The organism is Bizionia sediminis (assembly GCF_042684585.1).
In the GTDB taxonomy this organism is placed as follows: domain Bacteria; phylum Bacteroidota; class Bacteroidia; order Flavobacteriales; family Flavobacteriaceae; genus Algorimicrobium; species Algorimicrobium sediminis.
The window spans coordinates 869,538-895,473 of record NZ_JBHULS010000001.1 but is presented as its reverse complement, the minus strand read 5'-3'; the positions used below and the strand labels follow the sequence as shown (position 1 = coordinate 895,473).

Sequence of the window (25,936 nt, the reverse complement as noted above, 5' to 3'; positions counted from 1 at the left end):
ATTTACTTTAAATAACCAATTATACAGCAGCTGTAAGTTGGTTGGTAATTTCGTAAAGGGCAATGCTGGTAGCTTGCACCACATTCATACTGCTGTTATTGCCAAACATATTAATATGCACTATGGCATCAACTTGTTCCAAAACCTCATTAGCAATGCCAAAATTTTCTGCACCAACCACCAAAGCAATAGGCTGGTTTCCATTAAAATTGGTGTTTTGGAGGGGTTTACTGTTGCTAGTAATTTCCAGAGCTACAACAAAATAACCTTTTTCTTTTAAACTGCTTACCGTTTTTAAAACATCGGTTTGGGTTTCAAAAGGCACATATTTTTCTGTGGCTCTGGAGGTTTTTGTCATTTTTCTTCCAAAAGCAGTTTGGGCGCCGCAAAAAACAATATTTTCTGCACCAAAGGCATCGGCTGTACGAAACAAACTACCTACATTGGCAGCATTACTAATAGTATCGCATACCAAGGTTATAGGAAAACGTTTTGGGCTAAATTTTGAGGTGTAATGAGTTAGTTGCATGCGCTTTTAAACTAATTTTCGAAGGCATATTTAATAATATTCGCGCCCATTTTTAAGGCTTTTTCCCTTACTTCTGGCGGGTCGTTGTGCACAACGGCATCTTCCCAACCATCGCCTAAATCGCTTTCAATAGTTAGTAAAACTACCAGGCGGCCTTCATGAAAAATACCTAAAGCTTGGGGGCGTTTGCCATCGTGTTCGTGTATTTTAGGCAGTCCTTCAGGGAAAGAGTAAGCTATGTTAAAAATAGCGTGATTGGCAGGGAGTTCAATAAGTTCTGTATTGGGAAATACGGTTTTTAAAGCTTCTACCGCGTAGGGCGCCATGCCATAGTTATCGTCTATATGTAAAAACCCACCCGATATTAAGTAGTTTCGCAAGTTTTCGGCATCGTCCGCATTAAAGAAAACGTTTCCATGGCCGGTCATGTGTAAAAATGGATATTGAAAAATATCGATACTTCCTGCCTCAACCGTTTCAGGTTTGTTTTTAATGTTGGTATTAATTTCGCTATTGCAAAAACTAATTAAATTAGGCAAAGCTGTAGGGTTGCTGTACCAATCGCCACCTCCACTGTATTTTAGCACGGCAATACTTTGTGCTGGACTGCCGTAAAACGCCAATATTAAAATAATGCTAAAAAACTGTTTCATAACGTTTCATTTATAAAAGCCAAACTGTGGCAAGCCACAATAGCGGCTGTTTCTGTGCGTAAACGCGTTGTACCCAAAGTTACAGGAATAAAGTTATTTTTAAGGGCTGTTTCAATTTCTTTAACACTAAAATCGCCTTCCGGACCAATTAATATGGTAGTGTGCGTTTCTGGTTTTAAAACACTTTTCAAAGATTTTTTAGCTTGCTCTTCGCAATGAGCAATAAAAGTGTTGCCGGCAAAAGGTTGGTTTATAAACTCCGAAAAAAGCACAGCAGGACGTAGCTCGGGCAAATACGTTTGCAAGGATTGCTTCATAGCAGCTTGAATTATTTTTTCAAAACGTTCTAATTTTATTGTTTTACGTTCGCTGTGATCGCAAATTATGGGTGTTATATGTGTTACGCCAATTTCAGTAGCTTTTTCTAAAAACCAGGCATACCTATCATTCATTTTTGTAGGTGCCACAGCTAAATGCAATTGATAGGGGCGTGGCGATTGAAAAGCGTTATTTGTTATTGCAACCGTACATTTTTTTGGGTTATTGGCTTCTATGGTAGCTGTAAATAGCCATCCTTTTCCGTTGGTAATTTGAAGTAAATCGCCCACATTTTTCCGAAGCACTTTTACAATGTGCTTACTTTCTTCTTTATCGAATGAAAAAGATTTGGTAGATGCTGTTATATCGGGATTGTAAAACAGTTGCATAATTATTTTTTTTCAACAATTTTAAGCACTTTTATTTCCTTTACCTCTTTAGGTTTGTACGAATTTAGCACCAAATAGTACCAAGATTTTTCTTTTAATTCGAATGCAAACAAGTCTCTTTGGCTTCTGGGTACATTCATAATTACTTTTTCCAAATCGGGATTAAAGGTGCCTGGAGCAAACCAACCAGTATCACCGTTTCTATTGCCATTTCTGTCCATAGAATATTGGTGTGCAAGGCTGGTAAAAGGGATGCCACTTTTATATTTTTTGGTAATTTCTTTTATTAAATCTTCAGCAGCTTGTTCACTCATTTTATGGCCATCAATAAAAATATAGCTGGCGCGGTAGTTGGTTGTTTTGTAGCGCGATACAACCTTGTAATGGGTTTTTTCAAATTGCCCGTCTACAGTAGCCAATCCGGTGCTAAACAATTTTTTAGCTAAATCCGATTGGTGGTTGTCTTTATTAAAAACAATGAGCTGGTTTTTATTGCTGGGATTGGCTTGTAAATAAGATGCAGCATCTTCGGGGGTTTTTACGTCTTTAAAGTCTGGGGAAGTATTATTTTGTGCAGACATACCAAGATGCACACAAAATAACAAAATAAATAACTTGTTCATGGTGGTAGATTTTAAAACAAAACAACTAAAAAAAACGCTTTGTTTTAAAAAAACAACAGAATTCTTTAAACAGGTTTTAAACAAACGGGCTTATTGGCCTAATTTTAATCGAGGCGATGCGGTAATACCATCCAAGCTAAATTGACTGTTTTTATATTTTAAATACCCCACAATGGCAATCATGGCAGCATTATCTGTGGTGTATTCAAATTTTGGAATGTAGGTAGTCCAACCGAATTTTGTTTCACCGCTTTTAAGGGCGGCTCTTATGCCAGAATTAGCCGATACACCGCCACCAATAGCAATATGGGTAATGCCGGTTTCTTTAACGGCACGTTTTAATTTATCCATTAAAATACCAATAATGGTGTATTGAATAGAGGCGCAAATATCGTTTAAATTTTCAGCAATAAAATTTGGATTGTTTTTGGTTTCGCGCTGAACAAAATACAAAATACCCGTTTTTAAGCCGGAAAAACTAAAATTAAGGCCATCTACTTTGGGCTTGGTAAATTTAAAAGCTTTGGGATTGCCCAATTTGGCACGTTTGTCAATTTCGGGCCCCGCAGGATAACCAAGCCCCAGAATTTTACCGCTTTTGTCAAAGGCTTCGCCTACGGCATCGTCAATGGTTTCACCAATAACCTCCATGGTAAAATAATCTGAAACCTTTACAATTTGTGTATGCCCGCCCGAAATGGTTAAGGCTAGAAAAGGAAACGGCGGTTTTGCGGAGCTGGCATCGGTTATAAAATGAGCCAAAATATGAGCTTGCATGTGGTTTACATCTAAAAGCGGAATTTGTAACCCAAAGGCCAACGATTTGGCAAACGATGTACCCACTAAAAGCGAGCCCATTAAACCAGGACCTCGCGTAAAGGCCACACCATGTAAATCTGTTTTGGCAATACCTGCTTGTTTTATGGCTTCATGTACCACAGGAACAATGTTTTGCTGGTGCGCGCGCGATGCCAATTCTGGTACTACACCACCATAGGTTTCATGTATTTTTTGACTGGCCACAATATTACTTAAAACAGTACCGTTTAGCATTACGGAAGCAGCAGTATCATCGCATGAAGACTCAATTCCTAGGATGTAAATATTTTCTGTAGCCATTTCTAATAATTGGGCATAATAATTGTTAATTTTGAGGGCAAAGTTATAACTTTAAAACGTATCAAAAAATTTTTAAAAATACTCGGTCGGATTGTAGTAACATGCTTGTTATTGTTTATTATTTTGTTGCTTTTGCTGTCCATTCCTGCCGTACAAACAGGTATTGCCAAACATGTAACCGAACGCATTAATGCCGATTTTAAAACCAATATAAATGTGGAACGTATTGGTTTACAAATTAATGGCGATGTAGAGTTGAAAGGCGTGCTTATTCGCGATTATAAAAAGGACACCCTTATTAGTGCCAACACCTTAAATACATCTATTTTAAGTTTTAGAAATTTGTACAATGGTAAATTGGTTTTTGGCGATATTGATTTGGAAGGTGTTATTTTTAATTTGGTTACTTACCCCGGAGAAACCGACACCAATTTAGATGTTTTTGTAGCCCGTTTTGACGAGGATAATCCGCCAGAAGGCGATAGTTCGTTTCTGCTTTCCTCAAGCGATGTTACCGTTTCCGATGGCCTTTTTAAAATGATAAATTACAACAATGAAACACCCAAAATACTGGAGTTTCAGAAGGTTTTTACCAACGCAACTAATTTTTTAATAAATGGCCCTAACGTTAGTATGCGTATTAATACCTTGGCCTTCGAAGACAGTCGCGGGCTAAAAATGAAAAATTTAGTCACCAATTTTTCGTATACCAAGCAGGCCATAAATTTGGAAAACTTAAGCCTACAAACCGAAAATTCTTTTTTAAAGGGGCAGGTGGCGTTTACCTATAATCGAGAGGATTTACAGTTTTTTACAGATAAAGTTCAGGTGGCCGCTAATTTTTCCGAGGCCGATATTGCGCTAAACGAACTGAATACGTTTTACAATGAATTTGGCGCCGACCAACACGCTACCTTTAGCACCAATGTTTCCGGAACTTTAAATAAGTTACAACTAAACAACTTAAAACTTCACACCAGTACTAACAGCGAAATTTATGGCGATATTTATTTCGAAAACCTGTTTAATAAAGAAGCAAATAATTTTTATATGGATGGTAATTTTACCAATTTATCATCCAACTACCAGGATTTAAAAGCGCTTTTGCCCAATGTACTCGGAAACGCTATTCCCGAAGCATTTAGCAGGTTAGGCCGTTTTACCATCGTGGGCCAGTCTGAAGTTACCACCAAAAACATAAAAGCAAATTTACAAATGGAAACCGACATTGGTTTTGTAGATGCTAATTTGGATATGAAAACATTTAACGATGTAAACAATGCCACTTATGTTGGCAACATTGTGTTTAAGGATTTTAATTTAGGGAGGTTTCTGGAAAATCCAAAATGGGGCAAAACCTCCTTAAATTTGGATGTAAAAGGTAAAGGATTTAGTTTAGAAGGTTTAGATACCAAATTGTTAGGCGATGTATACGCTGTAGTTTACAACGGTTATGAGTATAATAATTTAGAGGTTTCGGGTAAGTTAGGCGATAATATTTACGATGGTAAACTAATTTCTAACGACGAAAATTTAAAATTGGAATTTAACGGATTAGCCGATTTTTCTAAAGACATTAACGAATTCGATTTTGTTGCCGATGTGTCCTATGCCAATTTAAAGGCCATGAATTTTGTAAAAAACGATACCATTTCTACTTTTAAAGGGTCTGTAACGATGAAAGCTACAGGAACTACCGTAAATAATGTGGTAGGCAATTTGCAGTTTCAAAACACATCGTATAGCAACGAACATGATGGTTATTTTTTCGACGATTTTGAAATAACCTCCACATTTGTGGATAATGTTAGGTATATAGATGTTAATTCTCCAGATATTATAACTGGTCAGTTAAGCGGTGTTTTCTTGTTTGAAGATATAGGACGGTTGTTTGAAAACGCGCTAGGGAGTATTTATGCCAATTACAAACCGTATAAGGTTATGGCCAATCAGTACATCGATTTTAACTTCAACATTTACAACAAAATTGTTGAAGTATTTGTTCCAGATATTGAATTGGGCGCCAACACCTACATTCGTGGCCATGTGGAAAGTAAGGAAGATGAGTTTAAATTAACATTTAAATCGCCTAAAATTAAGCTTTTCGATTATTTTGCCAATAAAATAGTGTTACAGGTAGATAGTAAAAATCCCGTGTTTAACACCTTCGTAGAAGTGGATAGTATCAATACCAACTTTTATAATATTTCTAAATTCAATCTTATAAATGTTACCTTAAAAGATACCCTTTTTATGCGTTCCGAATTTAAAGGCGGCAAGCATAATAAGGATGCCTACAATTTAAGTTTTTATCACACCATAAACGAAGACAATAAATCGGTTTTAGGTTTTAGTCGCTCGGACGCCACCTTTAAAGGGAATACATGGATTGTAAACGATAATCGTAACAACCACAACCGACTTATTTTTGATAAGAAATTTAAAAATATTGAAATAGACTCTTTTTTAATGCGTCATAAAAACGAAGAAATAAAACTTTTTGGCGCCTTACGGGACTCTACTTACAAGGATATTAAACTGAATTTTAAAGATGTGGATTTGGCTAAAATTATCCCCGATATAGATAGCTTGGAACTTCGCGGAAACTTAAATGGTAAATTGGATATTTTTCAACAAAATGGGCGTTATTTACCAAATTCCAACATTACGGTGGATGATTTGGAAATAAATAAATTAGTTTTGGGGTCTTTCGATGCGCAAATTCGGGGTAACGAATCCTTAACAAATTACTCCATTTACGCCAAAATTAAAGATGATACAACAGAGTCTTTTTCTGCCATCGGCATATTAGATGTAGCGCCACAGGTTTCAAATATTAATTTAAATTTAAACTTTAAAGACTTTCAACTGGCACCTTTAAATCCGTTTTTATCGGGCATTCTTACAAATATTCGAGGCGATGTTACCGGATTGGTTAAGGTAGAAGGCGATTTAAATAAACCACAAATGAATGGAAATTTGGCACTAAACAATGCCGGATTAACCGTACCCTACTTAAATGTAGATCTGGATTTTGCGCCAGCGGCATCGGTTACCTTAAACAATCAGAGTTTTATTTTTAATAACATTCCTATTGCGGATACAAAATATAATTCGAAAGGTGTTTTAAATGGGGCTATTAACCACGTTAACTTTGGCGATTGGAGTTTGGATTTAGGCATTACCACGCCCAGATTATTGGTTTTAGATACCCAAGAGGAAACCGAAGCAGCGCCCTATTATGGTACAGGATTTATTGGTGGTTCGGCCACTATAAAAGGACCTGCAACCGATTTGGTTATAAGCGTTATTGGCGAAACCAAGCCCGGAACTACCTTTGTTATCCCCTTAACCGATTCGGCCACTTTTGGCGATAATTCGTTTATACACTTTTTAACCCCCGAAGAAAAATTGGCAAAGGCCATGGGGCAAACCATTAGTACCCAAAATATTTCGGGCTTGGAATTGGATTTTGAATTGGATATTACGCAAGATGCCGAAATTGAAATAGTTATCGATAAAGAATCGGGTAGTACCATTAAAGGCAGTGGCGTAGGTGGTTTGTTAATAGATATTAATACCAACGGGAAATTTAATATTTATGGCGATTTTTCGGTGTTTCAAGGCGTGTATAATTTTATGTTTGGTGGCATTGTACAAAAGGAATTTATAGTACAACCTGGTGGTACGCTAGCTTGGGAAGGCGATCCGTTTAAGGCACAAATAGAAATTAGCGCCATTTATAAAACCCAATCTAATCCGTCGCCATTGCTGGATAACCCTATAAACAGAAGCATACCCGTTCATGTTTTAACCAACTTAAGCGGTGCATTGGAAAAACCTGATATAGAATTTGAATTTGAATTTCCAAATGTTAATTCAACCGTAAAATCCGAACTAAATTACCGGCTCGACTCCAAAGAAGATAGGGATAATCAGGCCTTATACTTGTTAGCTACAGGCGCTTTTTCAAACCGCTTAAACGATGTAAACATTACAGGAACAATTACCGAACGTTTAAATGGCATTATTAATGGATTCTTTTCAACAGGCGATAATAAAGTTAATATTGGACTTAATTATGAAGCTGGCGAAAACACGCCCGAGTACCAAACAGACGACAGACTGGGGGTTACTTTGCAAACCAATATTAGCGACCGTATTTTAATTAATGGTAAGGTAGGTGTACCCGTGGGCGGTGTTAGCGAAACCGTAATAGCCGGCGATGTTCAAATAGATTTTTTATTAAACGACGAGGGCACGTTAACCGCAAAAGTGTTTAATCGAGAAAACAGCATTCGTAATTTTGGGGAGGAAATTGGTTACACACAAGGGGTTGGTATAGCTTGGAACGTAGATTTTGATACGTTTAGCGAGCTTATTCAAATCATCTTTAAAGGCAAACAAGAATACGAAGAAGAAAAAGCTCAAGAACGCGAGGCAGCTAAAAATGCCGCTAAAGAACTTCCAGATTTTCTAGGATTTAAAGAAGAAGAAGAGGAAGGTACCGACTAGAACGTATTTAGTAAAACAGCAGTTTTCTTTTGTTCAAGAAGCGCCATTTATTACTTGCTAAAAAACGAATGTTTTTCCGCCACTTGAAAACCTTTTTTTTAAAACCATTGCCATCCGCAATTTCCTGTTATTTTGTTCCCAATACACTGTGTTTTCTGCGTATTGTTTAGTAGCTTTACCATATTAAGAAACTTTAAAAAATGTCCGAAAAAATCAGAAAAATTGGCGTTTTAACCTCTGGTGGCGACGCGCCAGGAATGAATGCCGCAATACGATCGGTGGTAAGAACCTGTGCCTATCATGAAATTGAATGCGTAGGAATTTACCGTGGCTTTGAAGGCCTTATTGAAGGCGATTTTAAAGTCCTGTCCGCCCGAAGTGTTAACAATATTATACACACGGGTGGTACCATGCTTAAGTCGGCAAGATCAAAAACTTTCCGCACCGCGGAAGGTAGGAAAGCCGCGCATACGCATTTAAAAAATGCGGGTATAGATGCGCTAGTATTAATTGGAGGTGATGGAACATTTACCGGAGGCCTAGTTTTTAACAAAGAGTTTAATTTCCCTATTATTGGTATTCCAGGCACCATTGATAATGACATTTTTGGAACCAATTATACACTTGGTTTCGATACGGCTTTAAACACTGTTGTGCAGGTTATCGATAAAATTAGAGATACTGCTAGTTCGCACAAACGCTTATTTTTTGTAGAAGTTATGGGGCGCGATGTTGGGCATTTAGCGCTTAATGCCGGTGTAGGAGCTGGTGCCGAAGAAATATTAATTCCTGAAGAGGATTTAGGCCTAGACAGACTTTTAGAATCTTTACGGCGTAGCAAGAAATCGGGAAAATCGTCCAGTATTGTAGTAGTGGCGGAAGGCGATAAAATAGGCAAGAATGTTTTTGAATTAAAGGATTACGTAAACGAAAACTTAGAAGAGTACGATGTGCGTGTGTCCGTTTTAGGGCATATGCAACGCGGTGGCTCGCCTTCTTGTTTCGATCGGGTTTTAGCGAGCAGGATGGGTGTTAAGGCAGTAGAAACCTTATTAGAAGGAAAAAGCAACTATATGGTAGGAATTTTAAACAATGTTATGGCATTAACACCACTAGAAAAAGCTGTAAAAGGCGAAACAGATATTAATATGGAGTTGTTACGGGTGTCCGATATTATGACAACCTAAAAACCCCAATAAAACAATAAGAATTTATGACAACATTAAAATTAGGTATAAACGGATTTGGTCGGGTAGGACGCCTGGTATTTCGTTCGGTAATTAACAGAACCGATGTAGAGGTAGTGGGAATAAACGACCTGCTGGATGTAAATCATCTAGCATATTTATTGCAGTACGACTCGGTTCACGGTCGTTTTGAGGGCAGTGTTGCTGTAAAAGATGGCCATTTAGTGGTTAACGGAAAAACGGTTCGGATTACAGCAGAACGCGACCCAAAAAATTTAAAGTGGGATGCGGTTCAAGCTACGGTAGTTGCCGACTGTACCGGTATTTTTAAAACTATTGAAGCAGCACACGCGCATATTGATGCCGGAGCTAAAAAAGTGGTCATTTCAGCGCCTAGTAAAGATGCTCCTATGTTTGTTATGGGCGTTAATCATTTAGAGGTTCAAGCGTCCGATACCATTGTTTCCAATGCGTCATGTACTACCAATTGTTTAGCACCTATGGCTAAAATTGTTCATGATAATTTTGGAATTGAGGATGCTTTAATGACTACGGTTCATGCAGCAACATCTTCGCAGCACACTGTAGATAGTCCGAGTAGTAAAAACTACCGTTTGGGCCGTTCGGCTTTAAACAATATTATTCCCACAACTACAGGTGCAGCAAAAGCGGTTGGAAAAGTTATTCCAGAGCTGAATGGTAAAATTACAGGTATGGCTTTTCGGGTGCCAACAGCCAATGTTTCGGTGGTCGATTTAACGGTAAGAACCCAGAAAGAAACCTCTTTAGAGGCCATAAAGAAAGCATTTAAAGAGGCAGCCAACGGTTCGTTAAGCGGTATTGTTGGTTACACCGAGGATGCGGTGGTGTCTCAAGATTTTGTAAGTGAAACGCGTACGTGCGTTTTCGATGCCGATGCGTGTATTGAACTTAATTCGCGCTTTTTTAAGCTGGTAGCTTGGTATGATAACGAATACGCGTATGCTGCTAAATTAGTAGATTTGGCGCTGCATATAAACAAATTATAAACTACTAATAATCCGTGAGCCTTTTATTTGAATAGGGTCTCACGGATTTTTATGGTAACGCATATGATAATAATTGTTGATAGTGGCTCTACAAAATCAGATTGGATTATACGAGACCCCATTGAAAACAACGTAGTTTGCGCATTTCAAACCAAAGGACTTAATCCGGCTATTTTATCGGAACACGAATTACGTGGTATTATTAATGGCGCAGCAGACGTGCAGCAACACAGACAGGCAATTACCAAGTTCTTTTTCTACGGGGCTGGCTGCGGTACAGAAAATCCGCGTTTACTGTTAAGTCAGGTGTTGCAATCTATTTTTAAAAAAGCCAAAATTCAAGTTTTAGAGGATACGTATGGCGCCGTTCGTGCTGTTTTAAATACACCCAGGGAAGCTGCTGTTGTTTGTATTTTAGGTACGGGATCCAATTGTAGTTATTTTGATGGCAAACAGCTATTCCAAGCGGTTCCTTCATTAGGTTACAGCATAATGGATGATGCCTCGGGTAACTATTTTGGGAAACAGTTGCTTCGTGATTATTATTTTAACCGAATGCCGAAAGCCATCCAACGCGCCTTTGAAGATGCCTACGCACCAGATGCCGATACCATTAAAAACAAGTTATACAAACAACCCAACCCCAATGCCTATTTGGCAAGTTTTGCCGCTTTTATGTTTAATTATAAAGAAGATACCTACATTAAGACCATGCTAAAAAATGGACTGCGCTTGTTTTCTGAAAATATGATAGCACAGTTTGCAGAGGAAATTAAATCCGTTCCTGTTCATTTTGTAGGATCAATCTCATATTTTGCTAAAGCTGAAATTCTAGAAATAGCCAAGGAATATCATTTTAACGTGGGTAATATTGTAAAACGACCAATTGATGGTTTGGTAGCCTATCATTCTAATAAATAAATTATGGAAATAGCCATTATAGCACATGACGGTAAAAAAGCCGAAATGGTACAATTTTTAAACAAGCACAACGTATTTTTTCATCAGGATCATATTACATTGGTATCTACAGGAACAACAGGTAATAAGGTGGAAAACGCAGGTTTTAAGGTAAAAAAACTCCTGTCAGGTCCGTTGGGAGGCGATGCACAAATAGCGGGACGTGTAGCAGAGGGGCTGTGCCAGATGGTGCTTTTTTTTAGAGATCCATTAGCCAAACACCCACACGAACCAGATGTTTTAATGCTCATGCGTTTGTGTGATGTGCACGATGTTCCTTTGGCAACCAACCCAGCAACTGCCTTGCTTCTAATTAAGGGATTGTAATATTTTGCAATACGGCAAGCACGCTTTCGTATTATTTTCACTAGCATGTTCTGTAAGTCTGTGGCTGTTTTGCCGTTACAGTTGCCAATACACATGTATAGCAATCTGGATAAACATATAAGTTTCCAATAGTTGTTTATGGTTTTTTCAAAATAGATTTTAGCTATTTAAGTGAATAGCCAATATCTGGTAAAACTCCTAGTTGTTTGAAAATCGTAAAAATAGTATGGAAGTTACTTAACAGTATTTCAGATTGCCTTTATAGGTCGTTACGAAACGAATAGGTTAGTTCCTTTAGGGTCTTGGCAATTTGAAACAAGATTTTCCATTACAATTAAGATAGTACTTCTAAAAATCACGAAATTTTACGTCGTATAAACTTGATTTTCTTGTTCTGCCACACGAATAAAGGTTGTTCGCTTGGTTAGTTCTTTTAAACGTTGTGCGCCAACATAGGTACAGGTACTTCGTAAACCACCTAAAATATCGAACAGTGTAGTTTCTACTGGTCCTCTGTATGGTACTTCAACTGTTTTTCCTTCGCTAGCCCGATAATCGGCAACACCACCCGTATGCTTGTTCATGGCTGTTTCAGAACTCATGCCATAAAATTGTTTATAAGTGTTACCGTTACGCGTTATGAGTTCGCCACCACTTTCATCATGGCCCGCCAACATGCCGCCAAGCATTACAAAATCGGCACCTGCACCAAATGCTTTGGCCACATCGCCGGGTGTGGTACAGCCACCATCACTTATTATGTGTCCGCCAAGTCCGTAAGCTGCGTCTGCACACTCAATAATAGCCGATAATTGTGGGTAGCCAACGCCCGTTTTAACACGTGTAGTACAAACAGAACCTGGACCAATTCCTACTTTAATAATATCTGCGCCAGAAAGCAATAGTTCTTCTACCATTTCTCCTGTAACAACATTACCAGCCATAATAACTTTGTTTGGATGAGCGGACCGCGTTTGTTTTACAAAATCTACAAAATGTTCAGAATAGCCATTAGCCACATCAATACATATAAAATTAAATTGCGGACAAGCATTAAGAATTTCTTTTAACTTTTTAGAATCCTCGTGTCCTGTTCCTGTACTAATGGCCATATAATTTTCAATGCCTTTAGGCGCTTCATTGGTAAAGCGCTTCCAAGCTTCTACGTTGTAATGTTTATGAATGGTGGTAAATAATTTTTGACTATACAGTGCTTTAGCCATATTAAACGTACCCACGGTGTCCATGTTGGCAGCCATAATAGGAACGCCTGTCCAGGTTTTTTTGCTGTGTAAAAAGGCAAATTCCCGATTTAAACTTACATCCTTTCTACTTTTTAAGGTGGATCGTTTTGGCCTAATCATTACATCTTTAAAGCCTAACTTGATATCGTGTTCTATACGCATGTTATTTACAATAAGGATTATTAAATTTATGAAGTTCCGAAGGGTAAGTTACAACAAAAAATTAATGGTTAAAATATAACTTTCTAGAGGTTTTACAAGTTTTTTAAATAATTTACCTTTCGTAACTAGCTTACAAAGCAAACTACATACAGATTAGTTAAATTTAGAAAAAGTATTGCTGCCATTTTTCTACTAACACCTAAAAGCAAGCCTGTAGTATGGGATTGGGAAATTTGGATGCATTCGCAATGGCATAACACAAAAAACGCAGCTTTTCGGAAGCAAGTTTTGTTAGTAATTTTAAAGTTATGTAGGCAAGGAAACCAAAAAAACTACAGCCAGTTTCCCGTTATTTTATACAAGAAATTAGCCTTAAAAATTAAAAATAAAGTTTTTACCAATAAAGTCATTGCTGCAACCCAGCATACTAAACAAAAAATAAGCGCATAAAAGGTTTGGGAGAAAGCTGTTTTTTGTGCGACAAACAACCTGCCGATTCGGAACACATTGGTTTTAGTAGGCCTTTGTAATAGCTTATAAATTATTTAACGGCTATCATGCTAATTTCAACATGCACATATTTTGGCAAATTGGCCACCTCCACGGTTTCGCGAGCTGGCGCCGTGTCCGCGTTAAAATAGGTAGCATAAACCGCATTAATTCTAGCAAAATTACCCATATCGCTTATAAATATAGTCGATTTTATAACGTTTTCAAAAGTCATATCGGCTGCTTCTAAAACGGCTTTCATGTTTTGCATTACCTGTTCGGTTTCCGCTTCAATACTATCTAAAACCAACTCATTGGTGGTTGGATTAATAGCAATTTGTCCGGATGTGTATAACATATTTCCTACTAAAACGGCTTGGTTATAAGGCCCAATAGGAGCGGGAGCTTGAGGTGTATTTATTATTTTTTTCATGTTAAGGACAAGAATTTTATTTGTGTATTACAATCGCTGATCGGGTTGTCTGCGTTTATCGTATTTAATATCTTTTAGAACATTCGATTTTATACCTATAAAGAAATACCATGAACTTCGGGAGCTAAAGGGCACCCAACTTAAATTCATGCGCCAACTTAATAAATCGCGTTCAAATCGCAATTGCGTATAGGTAAAGCCGTTGTTTTTAAAATCGTAGCCCGATGAAGCTCCAACTGTCCATTGTGGCGCAATTTCCACATCGCCAGAAAACATAAGCGAGTGCGACGAAATATCGTTTTCACGGCGCGTGTTGCTGTAGTTTACAGCGTAGGCAAATTTAATATTCCAAGGTATTTTGTTGGTATATAACTTACTAGGTTTGCGTTCTTTTTCATCTTCATCGTCGCGATCGTAGTAACTTTGGTCCGAAAAATCTTGCGCGCGACCAAACAAATCGTCTGCACGGCCACCACTTCGTAAATTTTCTTCGGTACTTTTTGTGTTTTCGGTGCCGTCAAAAGCACTGCTAGATAGGGAATAGCTCATGGTAAGATTGGCACTGGTTAAGCGAAACAAACTACCACCGTTATTAATATTAAACTTATCTATTTTATTATTGTTATTATCTAGAGCGTACGGATCCAGCGTGGCGCCAAAGTTAACCGACATTTTACTGTTTAGTAATTGTGTGCTCCCCGTCATCCTTAACGGACTCCAATTTAATGAATCGCCTGCCAAATTATAGGCGGTTGAGAAATTTAAATTATCCAGAATTTTTATTTTTTTAGCTTCTGTTGCCAAAGAATCCCGGTCGCGTACTTTTGCTTCAATATTATTACTTAAGCCCAAGCCAATTGAGCTGGAATAACGGTTGTTTGGTAAACGAAAAATTCCCCCTTCAAAACGTGTATATTCTTCTTCTGTAACCGTTAAACCATCTGCGCTAATAACTTCGTAAGTGTCATAATATTTACTAAATGACGGATTTACATTGTAGCTAATAGACGGCCTCATAACATGACGTATTTGCTGTATTTTAGGCGATTTCCCTTTTTTTCTAAAGTCGAACATACCATATAAGGTGGTTCCTAAACTGGTACTAAAGTTATAGGTTCGGAAGGCATCAAAACCTTTCTGTGTTTCTGTAACTGTTTTGTTTGTTTCTTGGTTATACGACTTGCTTATGGTTTCAAAAACCCAAGTTTCATCGTACGAGGTGCTCGCACTAAAACTTAAGTGCTTTAACACCTTAAAATTGGTAGTTATGGGAATGCTATGTTTTACCCCATTTTTGGCATCATCCCACATCTCTTTCTTAAAAAAGAGCGAGTCGCTTGTTTGAATTCTATTTTCAGCGCGCACGTTGTATTGAAAGTTTACATTTTGTATGAGCCCTTTTTTCACACCGTTTTTTGGAGCAAAAGGAAAAACCCGGCTCACACTAGCCTGAATGGTAGGCAGCGTCATGTTTATAACTTCGGTATTGGTATTTTGCGAATGTGTGGCAGTTGCGCTAAAATTTACCTGTGGTTCGCCCTGAAATGTTTTAGCGTATGACACCGAGGAGGCCAAGGTATTATTTAGAAAACTTGGCGCGTTAACCTGATTTATAGATGTTTGGTAATAACGGCTACTACCCAGGTTTACAGACGCGGAAAAACGTGAGCTGGGATTGGCTTTTTGGTCCTGCGAATGCGACCAACGAATGTTATAAATAGATGATTTTCCATAGTCGGGAAACCCACGTTCGCTATTAATTAAATTTTCGAATCGGAAACCAAAATTGCCCCGAAAACGATAGCGCTTGGCATAGGCACTTTCCATACGCAAACCATAACTGCCATTGGTGTAATAATCGCCCAATACAGCCAAATCAATATAATCGCTTAAAGCAAAGTAATAACCACCGTTTTGCAAAAAATAACCGCGATTGCTTTCTTCGCCAAATGTGGGTATGATAACACCCGATGTTTGTGAGTCTGTTAGTGGAAAAAAACCAAAAGGCAAGCCCAGGGGTGTTGGTACGTCGGCAATAACCATATTGGTTACACCAACTACAATTTTTTTACCGGGCACCACTTTTATTTTGTTAGATTGGAAATAGTATTCGGGATTTTCAATGTTCTTCGAGGTGGTAAAGCGTCCTTTTCTTAAAAATATAACCGAGTCGTTAACTTTTTTGGTAACGGGGGCAAAAATTTTAATATCACCTTGCTCTGTATTGGAATTGTAAATTAGGGCCTTTTCGGTTTGGGTATTAAACTTTAAAGAATCTGGTTTTACCTCATTATTGGCTTGTTTAAAAACAGGTGCTTGGGTATAAACGCCGGTAGAATCTACAATTCCTTTAGCAAAAACAGTATTACTATTTAAATCAATAATAATGACACCAGCCTTAAGTTCCATATCTTCATAATACACCTCTGCCTGGTTGTACATATACAATTTTTGTTCTCTTTTGTTGTATGACGTATAATCGGCAGCCTTATAGTTTATAGGCCCTGTTAAGGTTTCTTTTTTAGGAACAATGCTATCTGTTTTAACAGAATCCTGTCCAATTTCTGTGGTTCCTACCAGTAAATTCTTGTTTATATTTACCTGTAGGCTATCCGTACTTTTGCTAGCCTGTACGGCTATTCCCGATTTGGGTAAATCTTGGCTAAAGCCCAACATGTTTATAAACACTGTAAAACTTAAGGTAAAAAGTATGTGAAAGTTGTTTGTACGCAACGCTTTTAAATGTATTTTTGTAAAAGTATGGCTCGGTTTTTGAATTGCCAAAATTACATATATTTTTTGTGATTAAATTAATATAACTGAATTTTCCAACATTAAATCAAACCAATAAAAAACAAGCCACAATACCTATGAAAACAATCCCTCTTGTAAAATATTTTTTAGCATTATATCTTTTTATTGGAATTGGACTGCATCTGGTTAGTGCTCAAAATACATCCGATAAATTTGTGGTGGTTTTAGATGCTGGTCATGGTGGTCACGATCCAGGTAATTTGGGCAACGGTTATCAGGAAAAAACCATTGCATTAAATATTGTTTTGGAAGTGGGGAAGGCGCTGGAGGCCTACAAGGATATTGAAGTTATTTATACCCGCAAAACAGATGTGTTTATAAAGTTGCGAGAGCGTGCGGCTATTGCTAACAAGGCCGATGCCGATTTGTTTGTGTCCGTACATTGTAATGCTTTTACCAATAGCGCCTATGGCACAGAAACATTTGTTTTGGGTTTGCATGTAAACGAACAAAATTTTAATGTGGCCAAAAAAGAAAACGAAGTTATTTTTCTGGAAGACGATTATGAAAAACACTACGAAGGCTTCGACCCCAATTCCCCGGAATCGCTTATAGGTTTAACCCTTATGCAGGAAGAGTATCTGGACCAAAGCATACAGTTGGCCAGTTTTATAGAAAATAACTTTACAGGAAAACTAAAACGAAAAAGTCGCGGTGTGAAACAAGCCGGTTTTTGGGTGTTACATAACACCTATATGCCAAGCGTATTAATAGAAACAGGTTTTTTAACTTATAAACCAGAAGGCGCCTATTTAAATTCCAATAAAGGACAAAAAGAAATGGCGCTGGCCATAAAAGAGGCTATTGTACAGTATAAAAATAATCTGGATCAGAATGTAGGCGATTTTTTTGCACCAAATGTACTAAACGAAAACATTTCCAATAAAACCGAACCCCAGGTATACGAGGGCATCGATTTTATGGTTCAAATTGCTGCGAGTTCTCGAAAAATTATGCCAAGAGCGTATAACTTTAAAGGATTAGATCCTGTTACCCGAAAACAGGTAAACGCACTGTATAAATATTATTACGGAAAAACGTCTGATTATAATGAAGCACTTCGTTTTAAGGAGGAAGCTGAAAAAAAAGGCTATAAAGGGTGTTTTGTTGTAGCCTTCAAAGACGCGGAACAAGTGGTGCTTTCAGAGGTTTTAAAAACATCTGCTAATTAGACGGATTCTTTATAAATTTATTTCTAATTTTGTTTTTAACTAAATTCTCATATTTTGAAGCTATCAAAAGAAGTTAAAACCGCCATTTTGGTTATTTCCGGGATTCTATTTCTTATTTTTGGAATTAACTATTTAAAAGGTGTTAATTTATTGGCCGGTGCCAATACCTATTACACAGAATTTGATTACAACGCATTAGCCAAGTCTTCGGTAGTTACCATAAAAGGAAATAATGTAGGGCAGGTTAGGAGTATTGAATACATTCCAGAAACAACCAAAACACGCGTCGGGTTTACCGTGGATAACGATTTGGAATTTTCTAAAAATAGCGTCATTCGCATGTATTCATCCGGACTTATGGGCGAAAATGCTTTGGCTATTATTCCGGCTAACGATTCCGAATGGGCCCAGGATGGCACCGTATTAACTTCAGAAGTAGAGAAAGGGCTGATAGATAAACTAGCTGGAAATTTTTCTGAAATTAGTACCGATTTAGGTACCACACTAAAATCGGCAGACACCTTATTATTAGGTTTAAATACTATTATTAGAGACGATTCGGATGTTGGTCTAAAACATGCAATAGCAGAACTTAACGCTACCATTAAATCTTTTAAAACGCTTTCCAACTCTTTTAATACTTTAGTGAACAAAAACGAAGAAAGTTTAAGTTCTGTAATTCGAAACGTAGATTCCATAAGTACCAATTTAGCTGCGGTTTCTAGCGATTTAAATAAAGCCAATGTTTCGGAAACCATGGCGAGTTTAAACGCAACGCTTGCCAGCGTTAATGGCATATTAACCAACCTAGAAAACGGTCAAGGATCTATGGGGAAATTACTTACAGATGAAAAGTTATATCACAACTTAGAGGTGGCCTCTATGCAATTAAAAGAACTACTTCAAGATTTTAAATTAAATCCAAAGCGTTATGTTAACGTATCAGTGTTTGGAGGTAAGAATAAAGAGGAGTATGTGAAACCCGAAGATGAAAGACAATAACAAAAACTAACTATGAATTATATACCCAACGTACTTTTTGCCATTGCTTTAATTATTGGTATTGGTTATTTTACACGAAATGTAAAAAAACTCCTGCGTAATATAAAACTAGGTCAGGACGTAGACGTTAGCGATAATACTTCCCAACGCTGGAAAAACATGATAAATATTGCTTTGGGACAAAGTAAAATGGTAAAACGACCGGTATCTGGCTTTCTCCACGTTATTGTGTATGTAGGTTTTATAATTATTAACATTGAAGTTTTAGAAATTATAATCGATGGCTTATTTGGGACACACCGCTTGTTTTCAGACGTGTTGCCTACTGCTGTTTATGGATTTTTAATTGGCTCTTTTGAAATTCTTGCTGCATTGGTATTTGTGTCCGTAGTTATATTTTGGTTACGACGCAACGCCTTAAAAATAGCGCGTTTTTGGAGTGCTGAAATGAGTGGTTGGCCAAAAACAGATGCCAATCTTATTCTATACATTGAAATGGTACTTATGGGCTTGTTTCTAGTTATGAATGCTACCGATGTGCCGTTTCAGAATATGAATTCTGGTAATGTTATCAGCCAATTCATAGCTCCTTGGTTTGCCGGTTTTTCGGAAGGAACGTTGCATATTATGGAACGCACAGCATGGTGGCTTCATATTTTAGGGATTTTAGCATTTTTAAATTACTTATACTATTCCAAACATTTGCACATACTACTGGCTTTTCCAAACACTTATTACGGAAAAATAAAGCCAAAAGGACAACTTAACAATCTAGAAGCCGTTACGAAAGAAGTGAAAATGATGTTGGATCCAAATGCCGACCCATTTGCCGCTCCTGCAGATGATGAAGTATCCGATGTGCCTGCTAAATTTGGCGCTAGTGATGTGCAAGATTTAAGTTGGGTGCAATTACTTAACGCATATACCTGTACCGAATGTGGCCGTTGTACAAGCGAGTGTCCAGCTAATATTACAGGCAAAAAATTGTCTCCAAGAAAAATTATGATGGACACACGAGACAGGCTGGAAGAGGTAGGAAAAAATATGGATGCTAACAAAGGTGTTTTTAAAGACGACGGCAAACAGTTATTAGACGATTATATTACACGTGAAGAATTATGGGCTTGTACATCCTGTAACGCCTGTGTGGAAGCTTGTCCTGTAAGTATCGATCCGCTTTCCATAATTATGGATATGCGACGCTATTTAGTTATGGAGCAAAGTGCTGCACCAATGGAATTAAATAACATGATGACAAACATTGAAAATAATGCGGCACCATGGCCTTATAATCAAATGGACCGATTAAACTGGAAAAACGAACTTTAAACGCAACTAGCTATTAACAAGCAGGCACGGGCATATGGTATTATTTTTGGTATTCTGTTAATTTTACAGGGTATGGGTACCGTACAGGCGCAAGGTTACGCCACGGATTCCTTACAAATTAAGGTTTACACACAAATTACTTACAAAAATACCGAGGCAACCGATATTAAATTGCTTAAAGTTTTTTGCGATTATTGTTCGGATACCCAAACTACCGAAATAGGTTATGCCGCATTAAGGCGGTCCTATGATGAGCGTTACGATCCAGAAAATGTTTTAAAAAACGGAAAGAAAAGATTAGCTATTATAATAAGAATAGATAAAGAAGATTTTAAATCCTTAAAGGACGCGGAGATTTTGGAACCGCCAAATCCGTAAAATTAAAAAACACCACCATAACAAGTGGTGCTAAACATATAACAAACAAATCCCGTTGGCGCACTACAAAATGCGCTAACATATACGAGTAAAAAACTATGAGCGAACAACTTAAAGTGCCAACCATGGCAGAATATATGGCAGAAGGCAAACAACCTGAAGTATTATTTTGGGTTGGATGTGCTGGCAGTTTTGATGATAGAGCAAAAAAAATTACAAAAGCTTTTGTACGCCTACTAAATAAAGCAAATGTAGATTTTGCCGTGTTAGGTACCGAAGAAGGGTGCACGGGCGACCCGGCAAAACGAAGTGGCAACGAATTTTTATTTCAAATGCAAGCCGTAACCAATATTGAAGTCTTAAATGCTTACGAAATAACAAAAATTGTTACCACATGCCCACATTGTTTCAATACCATGAAAAATGAGTATCCGGAATTAGGTGGAAAATACGAGGTAATGCACCACACTCAATTTTTAAAATCGCTTTTAGAGGCTGGGCGTTTAACCATTGAGGGAGGTAAATTTAAAGGTAAGCGCATTACGTTTCACGACCCATGTTTTTTAGGTCGCGCAAACAATGTATACGAGGCACCAAGAGATTTAATTCGAAAACTGGACGCCGAGCTGGTTGAAATGAAAAGCTGCAAAAGCAGGGGCTTATGCTGTGGTGCCGGAGGTGCGCAAATGTTTAAGGATGCCGAAAAAGGAAACAAAGAAATTAATGTAGAACGCACCGAACAAGCTATAGAAACCAAACCCGAAATAATTGCGGCTGGTTGTCCTTTTTGTAACACCATGATGACGGATGGTGTGAAAGCTAAAGACCAAGAAGGACGCATTGAAGTTATGGATGTTGCCGAACTTATTGCTAATGCAGACGATTTATAAGCATGAAGCAGTTTATAGAAAAAAATAAATCCTATATCAAATTAGGCCTTATTTCTGGCGTTATGTTTGCCCTTGTTATGGCAACGTTCGATTATTATATGGGACGGCCGTTTTCAATTATAAAATTTGCAGCACATTTTGTATTATTTGGTTTGTTTAATGGTTATATGGCGTACAGGAAAGTTAAAAAAGAAGAAAAAAAACGCGGTAAATAGTGACAAAATTTCACATTATATCAGCAATTATCGCAGCTATTGCCTTTATGGGCTTTGTGCTTGCTCACGATTATTATACCAATAGTATAGGCGGCATAGAGAAGTACGTATTTCAATTTATATTTTTTGCCGGTGGTTTATTGGTTTTCGACTACGTGTTATTCCGAAGAAGAAAAAAATAAATTAGGTAATCATGGAAATAAATAAAAATTCTTGGAAAAAGCGCTCCTTATATGGCATTTTTGCAGGTGCTATTAACGGTTTGGCGCTATTAGCTTGGGACTATTTTCAAGGAAACGACCTGCAAACAGAGTTGTATGTTTTTCAAGCCCTAGTTATGGGGGTTTTTATAGCTATTGCTTCAAAGAATAAGGTAGCTAAAAGGTAACCACCTATGAAAACCGCTTCTGAAGAAACTTCGTTTAATATATTCCAATTTTTGTTCTATTTCTTTGGTTTCGGCACCATTATAGGCATAATAATAGTTTTCAGTAACTTTAAAAAAATTAAAAATGTTAGTAGATTTTAATACATTACCAGAAGATTCTCGCGTTTGGATTTATCAAGCAAACAGAACATTTACCGATGAGGAGCTAGCTGAAATAAAAGAAAGACTGGACACCTTTATTGGAAACTGGACCGCGCATGGTAGCGATTTACAAGCTGGCTATACCATAAAATATAAACGGTTTATTGTACTGGCGTTAAACCAAAATGTTAATAAGGCTACAGGTTGCTCCATTGATGCTTCTGTTAATTTTATACAAGAATTAGAAAACGCATACGATGTGGATTTAATGGATAAAATGAATGTATCCTATAAACAAGGCGATTTTGTTGCGTATAAATCTTTGACCGATTTTAAACAAATGGCTAAAGATCGTGCGGTATCTAAAAATACAATTGTGTTTAATAATTTAGTACATAATATTGCCGAATTCAACGAATTTTGGGAAGTCCCTGCCAGCGAAAGTTGGCATGCACGATTTATTAAATAATGGTTGCAAAATGGTAATAAAAAGGCATATGCTTCGTTGGAGTATATGCCTTTTTTTAGTTCACCATTAAAGCGCCCGTATTTTTAGTTTAATAATATGAAACCTATGTAAAGCGGCTGAATTTGATTCTTTATAATTCCTTATAAAACTATCTTAAATTTTATGCTTCTTAACTTAAAAATAGCTAATTTGGCAAGCCTTATTAGCCACCTTTAATTACAACACACAACACATGCGCGTACTGTTTTTTTTCGTTTACTTTATCTCTTGTTTCAATTTTGTGCAGGCTCAAATAAGCAGCCCACTTGCGACTTCAGATTTCGAAGCGCAACAAAAATGGGTAGACAGTATTTATAACGGCATGTCCTTGGACGAAAAAATTGGACAGCTATTTATGGTTCAGGCATTTTCTAACAAAGGAGAGCCGCATGAAAGTAGTATTACAGAAATGGTAGCAAACCACCATGTGGGCGGCATTATTTTTTCAAAAGGCGACCCTGTTAGTCAGGCAGTATTTAATAACCACTTACAGGCGGCAGCAAAAGTACCTTTATTAATTGGTATGGACGCAGAATGGGGTTTAAGTATGCGTTTAGATTCTACTTACGCCTTTCCATGGAATATGACTTTAGGTGCCATTGCAGACAATAATTTGGTGGAGCAGGTTGGCTATCATATTGGCGAACATTGCAAGCGATTAGGGGTGCATTTCAATTTTGCACCAGATGTAGATATTAATACCAATCCAAAAAATCCCATTATTGGAAACCGGTCCTTTGGCGAAAACCGCGAAAATGTTACTAAAAAAGCCACTGCATTTATGAAAGGGATGCACCGAGCCGGAATTTTGTCCAGTGCTAAACACTTTCCAGGTCATGGCGATACAGATTCAGACTCACATAAGGTTTTACCAACAATCGATTTTAGTAAAAAACGCATAGACTCTATTGAAATATATCCTTATAAATACCTCATAAAAGAAGGCGTTTCCAGCGTTATGGTGGCACATTTAAACGTGCCCGCTTTAGAACCAGAAATGGGTTTGCCTTCTTCGTTATCAAAAACTATTGTTACCGATATTTTGCAGGAGCAACTGGGTTTTAAAGGACTTGTTTTTACCGATGCCTTAAATATGAAAGGTGTGGCCAATTTTAGTGCTCCCGGCGATATTGATTTGGCTGCGTTTTTAGCAGGTAACGATATTTTGTTAATATCAGAAGATGTGCCTAAAGCTACAGCAAAAATAAAAGAAGCGTATACCGAGGGTATTGTTTCGGAGCAGCGCTTGGCCCATTCGGTAAAAAAGATTTTAAAAGCAAAGTATAAGGTGGGCTTACAGTCATTTAAGTCCATAGAAACCGAAAACTTGTTAGAAGATTTAAACAGACCTATAGACAATGCGCTTTATGAAAAACTGATAGAAAATGCCATAACAGTTGTGAAAAATGAAGGGGCTATTTTACCCATTAGGCAGCTAGAAAATAAAAAAATAGCCTATGTAAAATTAGGTGACGACGACGGTAGTCCGTTTTTAAAAGGACTTCAAAAGTATGCCAAAGTACATCAAATTACCGGGAATACGCTGGATGAAGTTATCGAAAAATTAAAAGCGTACAACACCGTAATTATCGGCTTTCATAGGTCCAATGACAACCCCTGGAAATCTGCCGATTTTACCGACGAAGAATTGGTTTGGCTTTATGAAATAGCCCGTACCAATACTGTAATTTTAGATATTTTTGTACGCCCGTATGCCTTACTGGATGTAAAAACTTTTGAAAATATGGAAGGTGTCGTGGTTAGTTATCAAAATAGTCCTTTGGCTCAAGATGCTTCGGCACAAGTTATTTTTGGTGCCATTCAAGCCCAAGGTGGCTTGCCCGTATCTGTGGGTAATGGCTATGAGGCTGGGCATGGCAAAAGCTTTACAAGTTTGTCGCGTTTGGGGTATGCAACTCCAGAACGTGTGGGTATGAGCACCGCTAAATTAAATAAAATTGATGCACTTGCACAACGAGCTGTAAACGAAAAAATGACCCCCGGTATGCAAATATTGGTAGCTCGTAAAGGAAAAGTAGTTTACAATAAAAATTTTGGCTATCATACATATCAAGAGTTGGAGCCCGTAAAATTTAACGATTTATATGATGTAGCGTCTTTAACAAAAATTATTGCAACATTACCATTGCTAATGGAGCTGGAGGAACAAGGCGTAGTTAGTTTGGATACAAAATTAGCCAAACTGTTACCGGAATATGCTAATTCTAACAAAAAGCACATAACGGTAAAAGAAATGTTATCGCATTATGCCCGATTAAAACCATGGATTCCTTTTTATTTGGAAACTTTAACCGATTTGAAGCAGCCAAACCCAAAATATTACCAAAAACAATTTGGTGGCAAGTTTACAATTAAAGTGGCTAATGAAATATATATGCGTGCGGACTACGCGGATAGTATGCAAAAAATTATTAAAGAAAGCGACCTGTTAAAAACCCTGCGTTACAGGTATAGCGATATGCCTTACTACATACTAAAAACCTATCTAGAAAGGCATTACCAAAAGGGACTGGATGAATTGGTACAAACCCATTTTTACGAATCGTTGGGAGCCAATTACACCACCTACAATCCAAATAAAAAGTTTAGCGACAAAAACATCGTGCCATCTGAAGAGGATAGGTATTTCAGATATCAAAAAATTCAAGGTTATGTGCACGATATGGGTGCTGCCATGCAAGGTGGTGTTGGTGGGCATGCAGGAGTGTTTAGCAATGCTAACGATGTAGCAAAAATTATGCAAACATATTTACAAAAAGGATTTTATGGTGGTAAACGCTATTTTAAACCAGAAACCCTAGATAAGTTTAACACTTGTTTTTATTGCGAACAGGACGTAAGGCGTGGCGTTGGATTCGATAAGCCACAGTTGTCCGAGTCTGGACCCACTTGTGGTTGTGTATCGATGTCCAGTTTTGGTCACTCTGGATTTACAGGAACCTACGCTTGGGCAGATCCAGAGGAAGAAATTGTGTATGTGTTTTTAGCTAACCGAACCTACCCAAACTCCGAGTCGAATAAGCTGTTAAAAGAAAATATACGAACCGATATTCAACAACTCATTTACGAGGCTATTACCGACAAATAGTACTGCTTAATTGG

General features: G+C 37.6%; 23 protein-coding genes. 15 read left to right on the top strand and 8 right to left on the bottom strand.

Annotation, left to right across the window (positions count from 1 at the left end; genetic code table 11):
* Positions 1-19: 19 nt before the first annotated feature.
* The 5 genes from ACFSQP_RS04025 to tsaD all read right to left on the bottom strand — a co-directional run bounded on the left by ACFSQP_RS04025 (position 20) and on the right by tsaD (position 3,631).
* Positions 20-529, bottom strand: coding sequence for a TrmH family RNA methyltransferase (locus ACFSQP_RS04025; RefSeq protein WP_376891970.1), 510 nt, complete (start codon positions 527-529; stop codon positions 20-22).
* Positions 530-540: 11 nt separating this feature from the next.
* Complete coding sequence (locus tag ACFSQP_RS04020) at positions 541-1,182, bottom strand: DUF4159 domain-containing protein (RefSeq protein ID WP_376891968.1); 642 nt, start codon at positions 1,180-1,182, stop codon at positions 541-543.
* Positions 1,179-1,889: a 16S rRNA (uracil(1498)-N(3))-methyltransferase gene (locus ACFSQP_RS04015; RefSeq protein WP_376891967.1), complete on the bottom strand. Its 711-nt coding sequence runs from the start codon at positions 1,887-1,889 to the stop codon at positions 1,179-1,181. Before ACFSQP_RS04015 ends, ACFSQP_RS04020 begins: the two co-directional genes overlap by 4 nt.
* A 2-nt stretch (positions 1,890-1,891) precedes the next feature.
* Positions 1,892-2,512, bottom strand: a complete 621-nt coding sequence (locus ACFSQP_RS04010; RefSeq protein ID WP_376891965.1) for a peptidylprolyl isomerase — start codon at positions 2,510-2,512, stop codon at positions 1,892-1,894.
* Between the two features lie 90 nt (positions 2,513-2,602).
* Positions 2,603-3,631 carry a tRNA (adenosine(37)-N6)-threonylcarbamoyltransferase complex transferase subunit TsaD gene (tsaD, locus tag ACFSQP_RS04005; RefSeq protein WP_376891964.1) on the bottom strand — a complete coding sequence of 343 codons (1,029 nt, stop codon included), beginning with the start codon at positions 3,629-3,631 and terminating at the stop codon, positions 2,603-2,605.
* Positions 3,632-3,742: 111 nt separating this feature from the next.
* Between tsaD and ACFSQP_RS04000 the strand changes: the two genes are divergently transcribed.
* The 5 genes from ACFSQP_RS04000 to ACFSQP_RS03980 all read left to right on the top strand — a co-directional run bounded on the left by ACFSQP_RS04000 (position 3,743) and on the right by ACFSQP_RS03980 (position 11,648).
* A complete protein-coding gene (locus tag ACFSQP_RS04000) occupies positions 3,743-8,146 on the top strand; it encodes a translocation/assembly module TamB domain-containing protein (protein WP_376891962.1) in 4,404 nt (1,467 codons plus the stop codon).
* Positions 8,147-8,346: 200 nt separating this feature from the next.
* Positions 8,347-9,333: a 6-phosphofructokinase gene (gene pfkA / locus ACFSQP_RS03995; protein WP_376891961.1), complete on the top strand. Its 987-nt coding sequence runs from the start codon at positions 8,347-8,349 to the stop codon at positions 9,331-9,333.
* Positions 9,334-9,359: 26 nt separating this feature from the next.
* Positions 9,360-10,361 (top strand): type I glyceraldehyde-3-phosphate dehydrogenase, encoded by a 1,002-nt coding sequence (gene gap / locus ACFSQP_RS03990; protein WP_376891960.1) that lies wholly within the window; start codon positions 9,360-9,362, stop codon positions 10,359-10,361.
* A gap of 63 nt (positions 10,362-10,424) precedes the next feature.
* Complete coding sequence (locus ACFSQP_RS03985) at positions 10,425-11,282, top strand: N-acetylglucosamine kinase (RefSeq protein ID WP_376891959.1); 858 nt, start codon at positions 10,425-10,427, stop codon at positions 11,280-11,282.
* Positions 11,283-11,285: 3 nt separating this feature from the next.
* On the top strand, positions 11,286-11,648 hold the full coding sequence (locus tag ACFSQP_RS03980) for a methylglyoxal synthase (protein ID WP_376891957.1): 363 nt from the start codon (positions 11,286-11,288) through the stop codon (positions 11,646-11,648).
* A gap of 365 nt (positions 11,649-12,013) precedes the next feature.
* Here the strand turns inward: ACFSQP_RS03980 and guaC are convergent, their stop codons facing one another.
* From guaC to ACFSQP_RS03965, 3 genes are all read right to left on the bottom strand, one after another.
* On the bottom strand, positions 12,014-13,054 hold the full coding sequence (gene guaC, locus ACFSQP_RS03975) for a GMP reductase (RefSeq protein WP_376891955.1): 1,041 nt from the start codon (positions 13,052-13,054) through the stop codon (positions 12,014-12,016).
* 541 nt (positions 13,055-13,595) lie between these two features.
* A complete protein-coding gene (locus ACFSQP_RS03970) occupies positions 13,596-13,976 on the bottom strand; it encodes a RidA family protein (protein ID WP_376891954.1) in 381 nt (126 codons plus the stop codon).
* Between the two features lie 27 nt (positions 13,977-14,003).
* On the bottom strand, positions 14,004-16,760 hold the full coding sequence (locus ACFSQP_RS03965; protein ID WP_376891953.1) for a putative LPS assembly protein LptD: 2,757 nt from the start codon (positions 16,758-16,760) through the stop codon (positions 14,004-14,006).
* An 86-nt stretch (positions 16,761-16,846) separates the two neighbouring features.
* On the opposite strand from ACFSQP_RS03965, the gene ACFSQP_RS03960 reads away from it, so the two are divergent.
* From ACFSQP_RS03960 to ACFSQP_RS03915, 10 genes are all read left to right on the top strand, one after another.
* Positions 16,847-17,962 (top strand): N-acetylmuramoyl-L-alanine amidase family protein, encoded by a 1,116-nt coding sequence (locus tag ACFSQP_RS03960; RefSeq protein WP_376891952.1) that lies wholly within the window; start codon positions 16,847-16,849, stop codon positions 17,960-17,962.
* A 54-nt stretch (positions 17,963-18,016) separates the two neighbouring features.
* Positions 18,017-18,964 (top strand): MlaD family protein, encoded by a 948-nt coding sequence (locus ACFSQP_RS03955; RefSeq protein ID WP_376891951.1) that lies wholly within the window; start codon positions 18,017-18,019, stop codon positions 18,962-18,964.
* 12 nt (positions 18,965-18,976) lie between these two features.
* Positions 18,977-20,293, top strand: coding sequence for a 4Fe-4S dicluster domain-containing protein (locus ACFSQP_RS03950; protein ID WP_376891949.1), 1,317 nt, complete (start codon positions 18,977-18,979; stop codon positions 20,291-20,293).
* Between the two features lie 72 nt (positions 20,294-20,365).
* The gene (locus ACFSQP_RS03945) at positions 20,366-20,671 is read left to right on the top strand and encodes a hypothetical protein (RefSeq protein WP_376891948.1); all 306 of its coding nucleotides are present in this window, start codon (positions 20,366-20,368) and stop codon (positions 20,669-20,671) included.
* A gap of 98 nt (positions 20,672-20,769) precedes the next feature.
* Positions 20,770-21,561, top strand: coding sequence for a (Fe-S)-binding protein (locus ACFSQP_RS03940; RefSeq protein ID WP_376891947.1), 792 nt, complete (start codon positions 20,770-20,772; stop codon positions 21,559-21,561).
* 2 nt (positions 21,562-21,563) lie between these two features.
* A complete protein-coding gene (locus ACFSQP_RS03935; RefSeq protein ID WP_376891946.1) occupies positions 21,564-21,776 on the top strand; it encodes a hypothetical protein in 213 nt (70 codons plus the stop codon).
* Positions 21,776-21,958, top strand: coding sequence for a hypothetical protein (locus ACFSQP_RS03930; RefSeq protein WP_376891945.1), 183 nt, complete (start codon positions 21,776-21,778; stop codon positions 21,956-21,958). The genes ACFSQP_RS03935 and ACFSQP_RS03930 overlap by 1 nt, the downstream gene beginning before the upstream one ends.
* 11 nt (positions 21,959-21,969) lie before the next feature.
* Positions 21,970-22,164: a hypothetical protein gene (locus ACFSQP_RS03925; protein ID WP_376891943.1), complete on the top strand. Its 195-nt coding sequence runs from the start codon at positions 21,970-21,972 to the stop codon at positions 22,162-22,164.
* A gap of 124 nt (positions 22,165-22,288) precedes the next feature.
* Positions 22,289-22,774, top strand: coding sequence for an ABC transporter ATPase (locus ACFSQP_RS03920; RefSeq protein WP_376891941.1), 486 nt, complete (start codon positions 22,289-22,291; stop codon positions 22,772-22,774).
* Positions 22,775-23,006: 232 nt separating this feature from the next.
* On the top strand, positions 23,007-25,922 hold the full coding sequence (locus ACFSQP_RS03915; protein WP_376891939.1) for a glycoside hydrolase family 3 N-terminal domain-containing protein: 2,916 nt from the start codon (positions 23,007-23,009) through the stop codon (positions 25,920-25,922).
* Positions 25,923-25,936 lie beyond the last annotated feature (14 nt).